Origin of the sequence: Salipiger aestuarii (assembly GCF_003259905.1) — a bacterium.
GTDB classification, from domain to species: Bacteria; Pseudomonadota; Alphaproteobacteria; order Rhodobacterales; family Rhodobacteraceae; genus Salipiger; species Salipiger aestuarii.
In genome coordinates this window covers 1-14,253 of the sequence record NZ_QLMG01000073.1, presented here as the reverse complement: position 1 = coordinate 14,253, position 14,253 = coordinate 1, and the positions used below count along the sequence as shown (strand labels likewise).

Annotated in this window: 14 protein-coding genes and 1 pseudogene; 3 read left to right on the top strand and 12 right to left on the bottom strand. The window is 62.5% G+C overall.

Annotated features, from left to right (window positions below; translation table 11 throughout):
- Window positions 1-130 precede the first annotated feature (130 nt).
- The 4 genes and pseudogenes from ATI53_RS21290 to ATI53_RS21275 all read right to left on the bottom strand — a co-directional run.
- A pseudogene (locus ATI53_RS21290) lies at window positions 131-564 on the bottom strand (transposase); the annotation flags it as partial.
- Window positions 565-806: 242 nt separating this feature from the next.
- Window positions 807-1,973, bottom strand: coding sequence for an acyl-CoA dehydrogenase family protein (locus ATI53_RS21285; RefSeq protein ID WP_111551329.1), 1,167 nt, complete (start codon window positions 1,971-1,973; stop codon window positions 807-809).
- Between the two features lie 15 nt (window positions 1,974-1,988).
- Window positions 1,989-3,227: a thiolase family protein gene (locus ATI53_RS21280; protein WP_111551328.1), complete on the bottom strand. Its 1,239-nt coding sequence runs from the start codon at window positions 3,225-3,227 to the stop codon at window positions 1,989-1,991.
- 17 nt (window positions 3,228-3,244) lie between these two features.
- Complete coding sequence (locus ATI53_RS21275) at window positions 3,245-4,033, bottom strand: enoyl-CoA hydratase/isomerase family protein (RefSeq protein ID WP_111551327.1); 789 nt, start codon at window positions 4,031-4,033, stop codon at window positions 3,245-3,247.
- Between the two features lie 113 nt (window positions 4,034-4,146).
- On the opposite strand from ATI53_RS21275, the gene ATI53_RS21270 reads away from it, so the two are divergent.
- The gene (locus tag ATI53_RS21270; protein ID WP_223866068.1) at window positions 4,147-5,250 is read left to right on the top strand and encodes a CaiB/BaiF CoA transferase family protein; all 1,104 of its coding nucleotides are present in this window, start codon (window positions 4,147-4,149) and stop codon (window positions 5,248-5,250) included.
- 22 nt (window positions 5,251-5,272) lie between these two features.
- On the opposite strand, the gene ATI53_RS21265 is transcribed toward ATI53_RS21270, so the two are convergent.
- From ATI53_RS21265 to ATI53_RS23490, 8 genes are all read right to left on the bottom strand, one after another.
- Window positions 5,273-6,061 (bottom strand): SDR family NAD(P)-dependent oxidoreductase, encoded by a 789-nt coding sequence (locus tag ATI53_RS21265; protein WP_009506056.1) that lies wholly within the window; start codon window positions 6,059-6,061, stop codon window positions 5,273-5,275.
- Window positions 6,062-6,074: 13 nt separating this feature from the next.
- Window positions 6,075-6,866 carry an ABC transporter ATP-binding protein gene (locus tag ATI53_RS21260; RefSeq protein ID WP_034453221.1) on the bottom strand — a complete coding sequence of 264 codons (792 nt, stop codon included), beginning with the start codon at window positions 6,864-6,866 and terminating at the stop codon, window positions 6,075-6,077.
- A 60-nt stretch (window positions 6,867-6,926) separates the two neighbouring features.
- On the bottom strand, window positions 6,927-8,165 hold the full coding sequence (locus ATI53_RS21255; protein ID WP_009506058.1) for an ABC transporter substrate-binding protein: 1,239 nt from the start codon (window positions 8,163-8,165) through the stop codon (window positions 6,927-6,929).
- Window positions 8,166-8,200: 35 nt separating this feature from the next.
- Window positions 8,201-9,253: a branched-chain amino acid ABC transporter permease gene (locus ATI53_RS21250; RefSeq protein WP_009506059.1), complete on the bottom strand. Its 1,053-nt coding sequence runs from the start codon at window positions 9,251-9,253 to the stop codon at window positions 8,201-8,203.
- A gap of 3 nt (window positions 9,254-9,256) precedes the next feature.
- Window positions 9,257-10,141 (bottom strand): branched-chain amino acid ABC transporter permease, encoded by an 885-nt coding sequence (locus ATI53_RS21245; RefSeq protein ID WP_009506060.1) that lies wholly within the window; start codon window positions 10,139-10,141, stop codon window positions 9,257-9,259.
- Window positions 10,142-10,156: 15 nt separating this feature from the next.
- The gene (locus ATI53_RS21240; protein ID WP_223866069.1) at window positions 10,157-12,154 is read right to left on the bottom strand and encodes an AMP-dependent synthetase/ligase; all 1,998 of its coding nucleotides are present in this window, start codon (window positions 12,152-12,154) and stop codon (window positions 10,157-10,159) included.
- Between the two features lie 4 nt (window positions 12,155-12,158).
- Window positions 12,159-12,944: an ABC transporter ATP-binding protein gene (locus tag ATI53_RS21235; RefSeq protein WP_111551325.1), complete on the bottom strand. Its 786-nt coding sequence runs from the start codon at window positions 12,942-12,944 to the stop codon at window positions 12,159-12,161.
- Window positions 12,945-13,279: 335 nt separating this feature from the next.
- A complete protein-coding gene (locus ATI53_RS23490) occupies window positions 13,280-13,456 on the bottom strand; it encodes a hypothetical protein (RefSeq protein ID WP_009506063.1) in 177 nt (58 codons plus the stop codon).
- 45 nt (window positions 13,457-13,501) lie between these two features.
- On the opposite strand from ATI53_RS23490, the gene ATI53_RS21230 reads away from it, so the two are divergent.
- Both ATI53_RS21230 and ATI53_RS21225 read left to right on the top strand, forming a co-directional pair.
- A complete protein-coding gene (locus ATI53_RS21230; protein WP_009506064.1) occupies window positions 13,502-14,020 on the top strand; it encodes a hypothetical protein in 519 nt (172 codons plus the stop codon).
- Window positions 14,017-14,253, top strand: a 237-nt coding sequence (locus tag ATI53_RS21225; protein WP_211315410.1) for a transposase, incomplete at its 3' end; no start/stop codon positions are given. The genes ATI53_RS21230 and ATI53_RS21225, both read left to right, overlap by 4 nt.

The window sequence follows — 14,253 nt, the reverse complement described above, 5'->3', positions numbered from 1 at the left end:
CCCGCAAGCTTGGCGCGCCGACGTCCGCGACAAGCTCCCCAACACAACGGCTTCACGGGTGCCGGACCTTCTGCCATGGAATTGGCAGACATCGCAGCGCCAACTCGCTACATGACCGCAGCCTACGCCGGATGCTTACCTTCCTTTGCCTCCGGCGCGAGAGGCCATGCTTGCGGGCCAGCCACTCTCGGTCGCCGCGCAACTTGATGCCCGTGCCGTGGATGAGCAGGTTCCGTGGCTTGCCAGATGCCCGATACGGAGCCCGAACCGCAATTTCGAAACAGTGTCGAACGGTCCGGCACCGGCCTAGTCGAGGCCGGCCAGTCTAGACCGCCCATCTGGTTCAGGCTCTCGACCAGCCCAACCGTCTGGCGAAGCGGACGTCCGAAGAGCATCTTTCGCGTCAGGCATGTCTGGACCGGGGCATCCTCGCTTACCCGATGTCCGTGCATGCCAGACCATGCCGGGATCGAACCAGACCGACAGCGGCCCTCGCTTGCGAAGTGCTGCATCATACTCGGACCAGTTCGCCGTGCGATAGCGAGGAGGTGAGGGTTTCGACATCGGCGGCGGTTACATCACTGGATCCGCAAGGGAAATCCTGCCCGATATTTGCAACAATGCCCGTCACATGGCGAGAACGTCCCCCCCGCCATTCCAACGCACGCCCGCGTCCTGTACGAATTCCGCGCTCGGGCGCCGTCTTTCAACAGCCGGACAGAAGCCCGGATGATGCTGATGGCCGGTGCGTGCTGGTGCCTGGATTCAACACGACCGCCGGCCCGCATGACCTTTCCCGACCATTTTCAGAACGCGTTCAACCCGGTCAGGTTTCGCCCGATCACCAGCTTCTGAATTTCGGTGGTGCCATCGGGGATCGGCATGACCTTCGCATTGCGGAAGTGGCGTTCGACGGGAAACTCCTTGGTGATGCCGTTACCGCCATGGATCTGCACCGCTTTTCCGGCGATTTCGACGGCCATTTCGGTCGCGTACCATTTTGCCATGGAGGTCTGGGTGTCGCAGCGCACGCCCAGGTCCAGAAGTTGCAGCCCGCGCTGGCACAAAAGCCGCCCGGCATCGAGATGGGTGGCCATGTCGGCCAGATACCCCTGGATCAACTGATGCCCGCCGATCGGCTTTCCGTGCTGCTCGCGCTCCTGCGCGTATTTGACGGCGCATTCCAGCGCCGCCTGGGCAATGCCGATGCTGGTCAGGCCAACGAACACACGCGCGCTTTCGAACAGCTTCAATGTCTGGAACAGACCGCCGCCAGAGTTCCCCAGAACGTGGGCGTCGGTGGTTTCGGCCCGGTCAAAGAACAATTCACAGGTCGAGGCACCGACAAGCCCCATCTTGCGCAACTCGCGGCTTTCATAGCCGCCGTTGTCGCGATCGACGATGACCATGGAAATCCCGTCGTCCAGATTGCAGACCACAATGGCGAAATCCGACTGCGCCCCGTTGGAAATCCAGAGCTTCTGTCCAGTGACGAAAATCCTGTCGCCCACGCGTTCGGCGCGGGTCTTTACCTCGCGCACGTTCGAGCCGACCTCCGGTTCGGAAATACAGGTGGCGCACACGCGCTCGCTGCGCAGCAGCGGCTTGAGATACGCTTCTTTTTGTGCGGCGTCGCCCAGAAGGTTGATCGCAAACACGGCATGGCCCTGGATCAGCACGGCAATCGCCAGGTCGGCCCAGATCCGGGCCAGTTCCTCGTAAAGGATGCCATAGGTCATGCGGTCGATGCCCGCGCCGCCGTCCTCTTCCGGAATGAGGCCGCTGATCAGCCCGAATTCCTCGACCTTGGCGAACAGGGATTTCAGCGTTTCGGCATCGGGCGGGTGGCCGAGGTCCTCGTATTTGTCGACCAGCGGAGCGATCTCGGCCAATGCCATCTTGCGAAAGTTCTCCAGCAACATGCGTTGCTCGTCTGTATAGATTGCCTGCGCTGCGGCGATCACGTTTTCCATTTTCTTTCCCTTGTTTCAGCGGCCCAGAATGGTGACGCAGGCGGCGGCTTCCTCGACGCCGTGCAGACCGCCGCCATTCTCGGCAATGGCATTCATCGCGCCCTCGACCTGGCGCGCGCCGGCCTCACCGCGCAGCTGTGTGACCAGTTCGAAAACCTGGCCGATCCCGGTGGCCCCGACAGGGTGCCCCTTGGATTCCAGCCCACCGGAGGGGTTTACCGGGATCCGTCCGCCGATTTTGGTTTCGCCACGCAGGCTGGCCGGGCCACCCTCGCCAAATGCCACAAAGCCGAGGTTTTCGATCTGGATCACCTCGCCCACGGCGGTGGCGTCATGCACCTCGGCAACCGACATATCCTCGGGGCCTAGCCCCGCCTGTTCATAGGCCTGAAGCGCGGCAAGGCGGGTCAGGTGGTTTTCGTAGTCTTCCGGTGCACGGTCGGTCCCGGAGCGCAGGATCGCGGCCTTGACCCTGATCGCGCGGGCGGGATCAAGCCCCAGCCGCTTCAAACCTTCGCCGGTGCACAGCACCGCCGCTGCCGCGCCATCGGAAATCGGCGCGCACATCGGCAGGGTCAGCGGGTAGGTGATGGGCGGCGCGTTCAGGACCTGTTCGACGCTCATCGCATCGCGGTATTGCGCCAGCGGATTATGCGCCGAATGCGCGTGGTTCTTGGCAGAGACGGCGGCAAACTGTTCTTGCGTGGTGCCGAAGGTCTTCATGTGCAGCCGCGCGAAACCGGCGTAGACGTCCATGAACACGCTGTAGGGCTTGGGTGATTTCGAGCCTTCGGGCTCCTCGATCCCGGCGCCGAGGTCGGCGAGGCGCTGCGCGACCTTTTCGCCATTGCCGACGTCCCAACCGCTGTCAAACGCCGAGAACATCAGCGCACGGTCGTTGGAATACATTTTCTCGGCGCCCACCGCCAGACAGCAATCGCCATTGCCCGCCTTGAGGAAATCGACCGCCAGCTTGAACCCGGTCGAGGCGCTGGCGCAGGCGTTTTCGACATTCACCACGGGAATGCCCTGAATGCCCATCTCGCGCAGCGCGATCTCGCCCCGGATCATGTGCTGGCCTTCCATATGACCCTGCACCGCGTTCGAGAAAAACGCGCCGTCAATGCGATCAGCCACCAGCCCGGCATCGGCCAGTGCGGCGGTGACGGCCTCGCCCGTCATGTCCTTGATGGTTTGGTCCGGGAATTTCCCGAACGGTGTCATCCCGACGCCGACGACGTAGATGTCCCGCATCGCATGTCCTCCTGATTTCAGTACCCGCGAAACTGCGGTTTGCGCTTTTCGGTGAAAGCGGTCAGTCCCTCGCGCATGTCCCACGAGCGCATATGCGCGCGCAGGTTCAGCATCTCTTCGGCCAGAGCGGCGGCTTCGTCCACGTTCAGCGACCGGTTCGCGACCGCCTTCATGCGGCGCAGCACGGCGGGGCTCTTGTCGGCCAGCCTGTCGGTCAAGGCCTGCACGGAACCACGCAGTTGCGCATCCGGAACGACCGTGTTCACCAGCCCCCAGTCCATCATGTCCTGTGCCGATACGGTTTCGCCCGAGAACAGCAGGTATTTGGCGCGATTCAACCCGATCCGCCGTGGCAGGATCGCCGCGCCCCCCGCGCCCGGAAACACGCCGAAATTGGAATGGGCATCGCCCAGCTTCGCGCTTTCGGCGGCAAACACCAGATCGCAGGCCATCACCATTTCCAGGCCGCCCGCCATGGCCAGCCCGTTCACGGCAGCGATCACGGGCTTGGGGCCATGGCGCATCAGTCCGAAGGCGCGGTCAACAAGATCAAGCAGATCGGGCGCGCCGGGTGCGTGTGTGGCGCCCGCAACCTCCTTCAGATCGGCACCGGCGCAGAACGCCCGCCCCGAGCCGGTCAGGACGATGGCGCGGACCGCGTCGTCGGCAATCGCCGTTTCCAGAGCGGCGGTCATCTCGCGCAGCATCTGCATCGACATCGCGTTCAGCTGATCGGTCCGCCGGAAGGTGATCCATTCGGTTCTGCCCACGCGTTCGACAGATAGGGTCTGGGGAGCGTCAGTCACATTAACTTCCTGAAGTTAAACAATAATATGTGATTTCGTCTTGCCTTTTTCGGTGGATTGCGTTGCTATTGGAACGGACCCGCGCGCGGGAAAAACCACAGATGGAGCCCGACATGAGCACTGCACCCCTGGCCGGCCTGAAAATCCTCAGCCTCGCCGAACAGTTCCCCGGTCCCTATGCGACGATGCTGCTGTCGGACATGGGGGCCGAGATCGTCATGGTCGAGCGACCCGGTGTCGGCGATCCGGCCCGGCAGTTTCCAGCGCTGTTCCGGGCCCTGAACCGCGGCAAGCGCAGCGTGACGCTTGATCTGAAATCCGCCGGGGGGCTGGCGCGGTTTCGCGATCTGGCGAAGAACGCCGATGTCATCGTCGAAGGCTTCCGCCCCGGCAAACTCGCGGCGCTTGGTGCCGGGTTCGAGGAGATGCGCAAGGTCAATCCGCGCCTGGTTTATGTGTCGATCTCGGGCTACGGGCAGGACGGGCCATACCGCGACAGGGCGGGGCACAATCTGAGTTTCGAAGGGGTCGGCGGCCTGCTTGCCGATCAGGCGGATGCCGGTCAGCCCCGACCGCTGCCCGCCATCCCCCTTGCGGATATCGGCGCGGCGCTGTTTGCAGCCATCGCGATTCTGTCGGCGGTCGTTTCCAGCCAGCGCTCGGGGCAGGGGCGTTATGTGGATGTTTCCATGTCGGATGCCGTGGTCTCCATGCTCACCGCCTTCCTCGTCCCCGCGGCCAATGGCACGCCGCTGGGCGAATTCATCGCCGAACCGGCCTATGGCGTTTTCACCTGCGGGGACGGCAAGCTGATGACGCTGTCCATCGCGCATGAAGACTGGTTCTGGAAGCCGTTCTGCGATGCGATCGGCAAGCCAGAGCTTGCGGGGTTGAAAGGGCGTGATCGTGTCGCCCGCAAGGACGCGCTGCGCGAAGAGATCGCGGCGGTGCTGGTCGGCAAGTCGCGCCCCGACTGGGGCGATCTGTTCGACCGCGCCGGCGTGCCCTGGGGACCGGTCAATTCGCTGACCGAAACGCTGGATGACCCGCATGTGCGCGCGCGCCGGTTGTTGCGCACATTTACGCAGGACAGCGGCGAAACCGAAACCTTCCTGGTCCAGCCGCTGAAGTTCAACGATTTCGATTCCGGGATTTCGGGCCTGCCCCCGGAGATCGGCGCCGACAATGAACGCGTCTTTGCGGGCGGCGGCGACTGACGGCCGGCCTTCGCTGTCGGCTCTAGCAGGCAAAGGAATATCCGCCATTCACCGGGTAGGTCTGTCCGGTGATCCAGCTGGCGGCATCCGAGCAGAGAAAAAGGATCATGCCGGCGGGGTCTTCCGGCTCGCCCAGCCGGCGGATCACATATTGCGACAGCGCCCGCTTTTCGGTCTGGGCATCCGGGATGAGATCGGCGACCGCCGGGGTCCTCGTGCCGCCCAGGGCGACGCAGTTTGCGGTGATCCCGAACCGGCCGCCGGCCTTGGCAATCGCGCGCATGAAGCCTGCCGCACCGGCCTTGGCACCCGAGTAAACCGCCAGATGCGGCTCGCCCACGCGGCCCGCGTCGGAGATGACCGTCACAATACGACCGTAGCCGCCCTTGACCATCAGCGGCATGGCGTGCCGGGTGCAGTTCAGCACCCCGTCGAAATTGGTGGCCATCCAGCGGCGCCATTCGGCGGGGTCCGATTCCCAGAACGGGACAAGATCGTCAAGCCGCGACGTCGGCCCGGCGTTGCCGGCGTTGTTGACCAGAATATCGACACTGCCACAGATTTCCTCGGCCTTGGCGAAGGCCGCGCCGACCGCTTCGAAATCGGATACGTCAAAGACAACCGGCAGCGCCTTTGCGCCCGCCGCCTCCACTTCTGCGGCCACGCTTTCCGCGCGCTCGGCATGGAAATCGTTGACCACGACGACGCCCGCGCCGTGCTGGGCGAGATAAAGCGCGACCTGACGGCCCACGCCCTGACCGGCACCGGTTACAAACGCGGTACGGCCCTTGATGTCGAGCAGCTCACTCATTGTCTTTCCCGTCCTATCCCAGCCACCTCTTGCGTCGGCGATAGTGCTTGATCTCGCGATAGCTCTTGCGCTCGCCAGAGGCGGTGACCCCGAGATAGAACTCCTTGATGTCCTCGTTGTCGGCAAGCTTGTCAGCCGGCCCGTCCATCACGATACGACCGTTTTCCATCACATAGGCATAATCCGCGATCGACAGCGCCGCGGCACTGTTCTGTTCGACCAGGAAGAACGTGGTGCCTTCGGATTTGAGCTGCCTGAGCACCGCGTAGACATCCCGGATCATCATCGGGGCCAGCCCCAGCGACGGCTCGTCGATGGCAATGATTTTGGGCTTCGCCATCATCGCCCGTCCGATCAGCAGCAATTGCTGTTCGCCGCCGGACATGAAACCGGAGGTGCGGTTGCGCAGGTCGGCAAGGCGCGGCATCAGGGTATAGACATGATCCAGCCGCCTTTTCAGCTCGGCAGTGTTGGGCACCATGTGCCCGCCCACGATCAGGTTCTGCTCGGAGGTGAGGTGACGCAGCACGCGCCGGCCTTCCATGACGTGGATCAGACCGTTCTTCACCACATTCGACGCTTCCATGTTCTGGATCGCGGTGCCGTTCAGCACGATGGACCCCGCCGAAACGGTCCCGTCTTCGGATTTCAGCGTCCCGGAAATGGCTTTGAGCGTCGTGCTTTTTCCCGCGCCGTTGCCGCCAAGCAGCGCGACACACTGGCCTTCGCGCACGGTCATGGACACGCCCTTGAGCGCCAGGATGACGTCGGAATAGGTCACTTCTACGTTGTTAAGTTCCAGCATGATATTGCGCCCGGCGCTAAGGATCAGGGCGGGCGCCACAATCGCGGCGCCCGGTAGTGTTCACCACTTTTGAACGTCGGGAACATCGACGCCGGTTGCTTCGATGGCGATCTTGCCATCCCTGACGGTGCCCACGTTCACCTTGAGACCTTCCAGAGGAAAGGGTGCGTCGGGGGTGAAGGTCAGGGTCGGCAGGAACCCGTGCGTTTCCTCGGCGGTGATGGGCCGGGCAAACAGTGCCTCGCGCACCATTTCGCCTGTCAGACCCTCGGCGCCGTTCTCTTCGATCGCGTGCCCGATCACCGCGACGGTATAGAGACCCTGGGAGATCCCCATGGCGGTCACAACGCTCCAGGGCGCCTCAAGACCGTGTTCGGCGACCAGTGTCTCATAGAATTGCCGCGCGGGGGTGTCCTCGTCGGCCGCAACCGCCATACCGTAGGCTTCGTAATCGCCTTCAAGCTGATCAAGCCCGCCAAGCGCGCCGCCCGAGGCCGGCAGCCCGTTGTGCGAGCTCATCAGGATCGGGATGTCGGCGCCGTTGGCCTGCAGGCCACGTTTCGCCGCAACCACGATCGAGGTGTTGGTCTGGATGATCAGCGCCTCGGCGCCGGCCCGAGCGACGCGGCGCATCTGCGCCGTCAGATCGGTGGGCTGCACTTCGGTATAGATGACCTCGACCAGATCAAGCTCTTGGGGATGTTCCTCGGCATAAAGTTCCAGGCCCTTTGCCATGTCGACATAGGCAGGCGATGCTTCCGAGGCCATGATGGCGGCCTTGAGCGGCTCGTCTCCGCCGCGCTGTTCTTTCAGCCAGGCGAGAAAGGCCGCGCTTTCATGTGAATAGGTCGGACGCGGGTTGAAGATCCAGGAATCCGGCTGCCAGGCATAACCGTAGGCGGCCGTGGCCATGAACATCGGGATCTTGTCTTCGGGCAGGCGTTCGGAAAGGGCGGCAACATCCGGTCCGCCAAGGCCGACGACAGCAATCGGATCGAGTTCCGATTTGATCCCTGGCCAAAGGCTTGCCACCTGGGCCGCGTCGTAACGGGTTTCGTAGTTCTTGTAGTTCAGCGTGACGCCAAGATCCTTGCCGCTGGTCTCGTTCCACCAGTCGAACACGGCCTCACGGCTTCCGGTCCAGATCGGCATGATGTCGGCATAGGGGCCGGAAAAGTCCGAAAGCAGAGCAAGGTTATAGGTCTCTTCCGCTTGTGCTGTCATCGGCATGGCTGCCGCGGCTGCCATGGCACCCGCCGCCATCAGGCCGCGAAGCCCCGGTGTTGTCTTGCAGATCATTGTTGTTCCTCCCAGGTCGAACACCGCCCCATTGATCAATACGGGAACGGCCAGATGCGATAAGACGATTTGATGATGTTCCAGCGGTGCATCAGCCCCTTGGGCTCAAGGATCATGAACATCGCGATCACGCCGCCGAGAATAACATTCATGCCGGCGAACACGATGTCGCCGCCCAGAAAAGATACGGAATCGGCAATATTGGGGCCGACCGTTGCAACGATTTCCTGGATGAAACGGATGACGAAGACTCCGACCAAGGCGCCCACGATCGACCCCATTCCGCCGACAATGATCATTGCAACGAAAAAGATCGAATGGAACAGGGTGAACTGGTCTACGCCCACGAAGCGGATCAGATAGGCCCATAGCGCGCCGCCGACGCCGGCGTAAAAGGCACCGATCAGGAAGGCGGTCGCCTTGGTCGCCGCGACATTGATTCCCATGATTCCAGCCGCCACGTCATCGTCCCTGACGGCCACGAAGGCGCGGCCAAAGCGTGATCGCACGATTCCAAACGCACCGGCGACCATGATCGCCGCTACCGCGAAATTCATGTAGAACTGCGCGGTTTCGCCGACAAAGCGCAGCCCGAAAAGTTCCGCAGGGGGGACTGTGATGCCGTTTGATCCGCCCATCCAGGACGACGGCAGGTTCAGGACCGCAAAGTGAAAGATGAACTGGGCCGCGATGGTTGTCAGGGCCAGGTAAAAGCCCTTGATCCGGGCCGCGGTCAGGCCAAAGAGAAACCCGAACAGCGCAGCCGAGAACCCGGCCAGGGGGATCGTCAGCAGGAATGTGAGGCCGGTTTTCGAGGCCAGTATCGATGCTGTATAGGCTCCGACCCCCATGAATGCCGCCTGGCCAAGATTGATCTGGCCCGCATAACCCGTGCAGATCTGAAGCCCGACGGCAATGACGGCGCTGATCATCATCATGTTCAGAACGGCAATGATGCGCCCGCCTGCAAGATAGGGGGCAGCGAGCATGAGAACGACGAACAGGGCGAGGGCCGCGGCCTGCCAGCGCGTGCGGACGACGCGTCTGTCGGCGCGATAGCTTGTGGGGAAAATGCCGGAAGGATCCATGGTTTACACCCGCTCGATCGTGCGCCAGCCGAACAGCCCGGTGGGCCGGACCAGCAGAATGGCGAGCATGATGATGTAGGGCACGACACTGCCCAGAGAACCGCCGATCAACGGATCGAGGTAATTGGTGGTCAGGCTCTGGGCGATGCCGATGATCACCCCCGCGAGGATCAGCCCGCCGATGGATTCCAGCCCGGCAAACAGCGCGACCGGCAGTGCAGCAAACCCGATGTCCGAGGCCAGAAAGGTCAGGGACTTGCCGCTGAGAAAGATCATTGCGCCGATCGTGGACAGGATCGCCCCCAGAACCCAGGCGAAGGCTATCGATCCCTTTACGGAAATCCCCATCGAAGACGCCACGACGTGATCTTCCGCAACCGCGGTCATCCGCAGGCCGGACCGGGTCCGGTTGAAGAACCACGACAGGCCCACGGCGGCGACAATGGTGATGATCCCGCCAGCCAGCAGGTTCATCGGGATCAACATGTCGCCGAGGAACAAAGGCTTGAGCGGAAAGATGATCGGAAAGGGCCGAACGGCGGGGCCGAACAGCAGCAGCACAAGCCCGCGCAACAGGATCAGCAGGCCGACGGTGACCATAACCATCGAAAACACCGATTCACCGATCAGCTTCGTCAGGAAAATCCGCTCGATCGCGTAACCCACCAAGCCGGCCAGAACCAGCGACAGCGGTATCGACAGCCACAGGCTGAGCCCCAGCTGCATGGTCGTGAACCAGACGATGAAGCCGCCGATGATGACGAGCTCGCCCTGCGCGAAATTGAAGACCTTGCTCGCCCGGTAGATCACGACGAACCCCATGGCGACCAATGCGTAGAGCAGGCCGATCAAAGCCCCGGTTATGATGTCATTGATGAAATAGACCATTTTCGCCGACCTCCGTTAAGTTTTGGGCTGCCGCTCGGCAGCCTTCGATGCGTTTTCAACATCTGAGACCCGAACCGTGGCCCGGAGTACGCCCTGGCGGCCATCCTGATAGGTCACGGGGATTTCAAGGTCGGTGTTGTCATCGCCGCCGTAAATCGCCTCGACGAGATCCGCATATCGCTCTTCCAGAAAGGCCCGCCGCAATTTCCGGCTGCGGGTCAGTTCCCCTTCGTCCGGGTCAAGCTCCTTTGGAAAGTTCGCGAACCGTGCCACGCGCGAACCTTCGGGCAGAAGCGCATTGATACGCGCCACTTCGTCCTTGATAAGGTCGATAATCTCGGGCTTTTGCGACAGATCGGTGTAGGTCGAGAAACTGATCTTGTTCTCTTCCGCCCATCGCCCGAGGACTTCCATGTCGATATTGATAAGCGCGCTGACGAAATCCCGCGATTCGTCGCCCAGAGTCATCAGGTCCTTGATGAAGGGACTGTAGCGCAGCCGCGTTTCGATGAACTGCGGCGGATAGCTGTGCCCGCTCGACAGGCGGCGCATGTCCTTGACACGGTCAAAGAACAAAAGCTCGCCCTCGCTGGTCATCGATACCGCGTCGCCGGTGGCATACCAGCCGTCTTCGGTCAGCGCCTCGGCGGTCTTGTCGGGTTTGCCGTGATAGCCGCCAAAACCCGATCCGCCCCGCACCTGAAGTTCGTCTTCCGGCGAAACCCGGTGTTCAAGCGGTTCGCCATAGGCAAGGTTGCTTTGCATCCAGCGACCGCTGGTCTCAAGCTGGTAGCTTTCGCCCATATGTGCGGTCAGAAGTCCGATCTCGGTCGCCCCGTAGATGTTGCGCAGCTTGACCCCCATCGCGTGGAACATGCGGAACACGTCCGGGGCCATCAGGGCACCGCCGCTCATGGCGTTCCGGGCCTTGCCAAGGCCCAGATTGTCGCGCAGGTGATGCAGGACCAGCGCCTCGGCAAAGGGAAGTTGCAGGCGCGCGGCAAGGCTGGGGCTGCGCCCTTCCAGCCGTTCGACATGAACGGCGCGGCCGACCTTCATCCCCCAATTGTACAGCGCCTTGCGGACCTTGCCGGCCCCCAGCATCCGGGCCTGAACGATGGACGCGAGGTTTTCCCACTGGCGCGGGCTGAACACCAGGGCATCAACCGCCAGTTCGCGGATGTTATCCAGCACTTCCTCGGGGCCCTCGGGAAAGTTGACGACCATGGGCGCGACCAGCCCGATCGACAGGCCGAAAATCTGTTCCGTCACCCAGGCCGGGGAAATGTAGGTCAGGTATTCCGTGCCAGGCGCAATGTCGACTGCCCCCATCACCCGCGCGCAGTTGTCGAACAGGTAGCGATGGCTGATGACAACGCCCTTGGGCTTTCCCGTGGTCCCCGACGTGTAGGACAGCAGCGCGGTGTCTTCTGCTCGCCCGCGTCTGACGTGATCTGCAAAGCGGGAGGGGTCTTTGGTGTGGATCTGGCGCCCGGCCTCGCTCACGTTCTCGAAGGAATGCAGCAGCGGGTGGTCGTAGCCCCACAGACCGGAATCGTCCCAGTAAACGATCGCCAGCGCCCCCGAGTACTTATCGGCGATCTCCAGGCATTTATCGACCTGTTCCTGATCCTGTGCCAGAAAGATCCGCGTTTGCGAGTCCTCTGCCAGATAGAGAATTTCTTCGGCGGTCTGGTCCGGATAAACAGACAAGACCTTTCCGCCCAGTGACTGTACCGCGTATTCCGCCCAGAAATGCTCGGGCTCGTTCTCTCCGATCATCATCACGGAATCGCCGGCCTTCAGGCCCGTGGCCTCCAGCCCGAGCGCCAGCGCGCGGACCTTGTCAAGCACATTGGCCCAAGTGAATTCGCGCCAGATGCCAAGGCGCTTGTGGCGCTCGGCGAGGGCGTCCGGCGTGGATGTCGCACGCGCGACCAGAACCTGTGGCAGGGTTTCGCTCTGCGTGACGGCCGGGTCGGAAAATTCCATCGCTGTTTGTTGTCTGACCATTCCGCTACCCCAGATATGCCTTGATCACAGCCGGGTTGTTCTGGATCTCATCGGGCGTGCCTTCGGCGATCACGCGCCCGAAATCCAGCACCACGATCCGGTCGGCAAGATCCATCACGACGCCCATATCGTGCTCTACCAGAACCACCGGGATCTTGCGCGCCTCGCGCACATCGAGAATGAAGCGGGCCAGGTCCTCTTTCTCTTCCGAGTTCATGCCGGCCATCGGCTCGTCCATCAGCAGGATCGACGGTTCCTGCGCCAGCGCGCGCCCCAGATCGACCCGCTTGCGCAACCCATAGCCCAATGTGCCCACGGGTCTGCTCCGGATCGCCTCGATTTCAAGAAAATCAATGATCTCCTCTGCGGCTTCGCGATGCTCCGATTCCTCGCGCATCACGGGGCCAAACTGGAAAAAGGCCTGAATCACATTCGATTTCATCAGCATGTGACGGCCGATCATGATGTTCTCCACCACGGTCTGCCCGGCGAAAAGATGGGTGCCCTGAAACGTGCGCGCCAAGCCCCGCCGGGCGATCTGGTCGACACGCAGTCCCGTGACGTTCGTGCCGGACAGTTCGACACGCCCCTTCTGCGGACGATAAAACCCTGCGGTAACATTCAGCAGTGATGTTTTCCCGGCACCGTTCGGGCCAATGATTGCAAGCAATTCGTCGTCATTCACGGTGATGCTCACATCGTCGAGCGCCGTCACGCCGCCGAATTTCAATGTCGCGTTGCGAACGGCCAGCGGCGCCGATCCCGAAGCTGTGGTCATGACGTCTTCCATGTCTGGTCGCGGTATGTTTTGCGGCCAATCACTGCGGCATGGGTCGCCACCCGATTGACATCGAGGTCTCCTCGCATCGACGCTCCTCCCCGCGCTCTTGCCAGAGTTTTGCCCGGCTTTTTTCCCACCAGGTCCTTTCCTAAACCTAACATACGTTAGAAAAATAAATCAACAACTGACTCGGTGTTGCCACGTCAACCCGGCGCTGGCTGCGCGCCTTCCGGGTCGCGCTCGGCCCGGTGATCTGCGCCGAGCGCGAACTGGCGGCGGCGCAAAAGGTGGTCAACCAGGCGCTCACGGCTGGTGTTGCCGACCAGGCCGAAGCAGCCCGCCAGCTAAAGGTTGTTCAGGGCTGGTGTGATGCCGTCGCCGCTGCGCAGGGCCGAACAGTGCGCGGGGCCCCTGGTGCCATGCAGGGCGGCATCCAGAACGCCGCCTTCCAGACGCAGGACATCACGGCGCAGTTGCAGACGGGCAGCGCCGCGCGAGACCCCGCGCGAGACCAGCGCCAACCAGGTCGAATTCCGGATGTCGTTCTCCGTGGAGGTGCTGCCCCGATGAAACGCCTGCCGATGAACTTCCGCGCGGCGGTTGAGGCGATCGGATCGGACGAGGTGCCGGTGATCCTGATCGAGATCCGCCACCCCGAGCTTGCCGCCCCGATCCGCCTGTCCACCGACAACGCCGAGCTGATCGAGGAAACACCCGAAGGCCAGATCCGGGGCACCCGGTCCAGCTGGCGCGGCGCCGATCCCGCGACCGAGCCGTTTCTGTGCATGGCGGCCTCGGCGGTGTTTCCCTCGGCGCTGGAACAATCGCCCGAGGCGGGCAGCCTGGTGCTCGACAACCTGCATCCGGAAATGGCGCGGCTGATCCTGTCGTTCCAGGACATCGCCACCATCAGCCTTGCCGCCGTCATGGCCGATGTGCCGGACATCGCGATCCGCCAGAGCTGTGACCTCGACATCACCTCCGCGACCATCACCGGCGGCGAGATCACCCTCCGGTACGGCTTTGTTGCACAAATGGGTCAGGGAGTCATCTTGCGAATCCAGCATGATAGGCGGGAGGCATGAGCAGATGGCCCCCCACGAAGCACAAGACCACGACCTGGTCGTCCTACAATGACGGTCTGAAGCGGCGCGGATCGCTGTCGATCTGGTTCGATCCCGAGATGGTCTGGGTGCCGCCGCCGAATGGCAAACGCGGTCGACAACAGCAGTTCAGCGATGCCGCAATCCAGACCTGTCTGACCTTGAAGGTGCTTTTCGGGACGCCGCTCAGGCAGACAACCGGGTTCGTGCAGAGC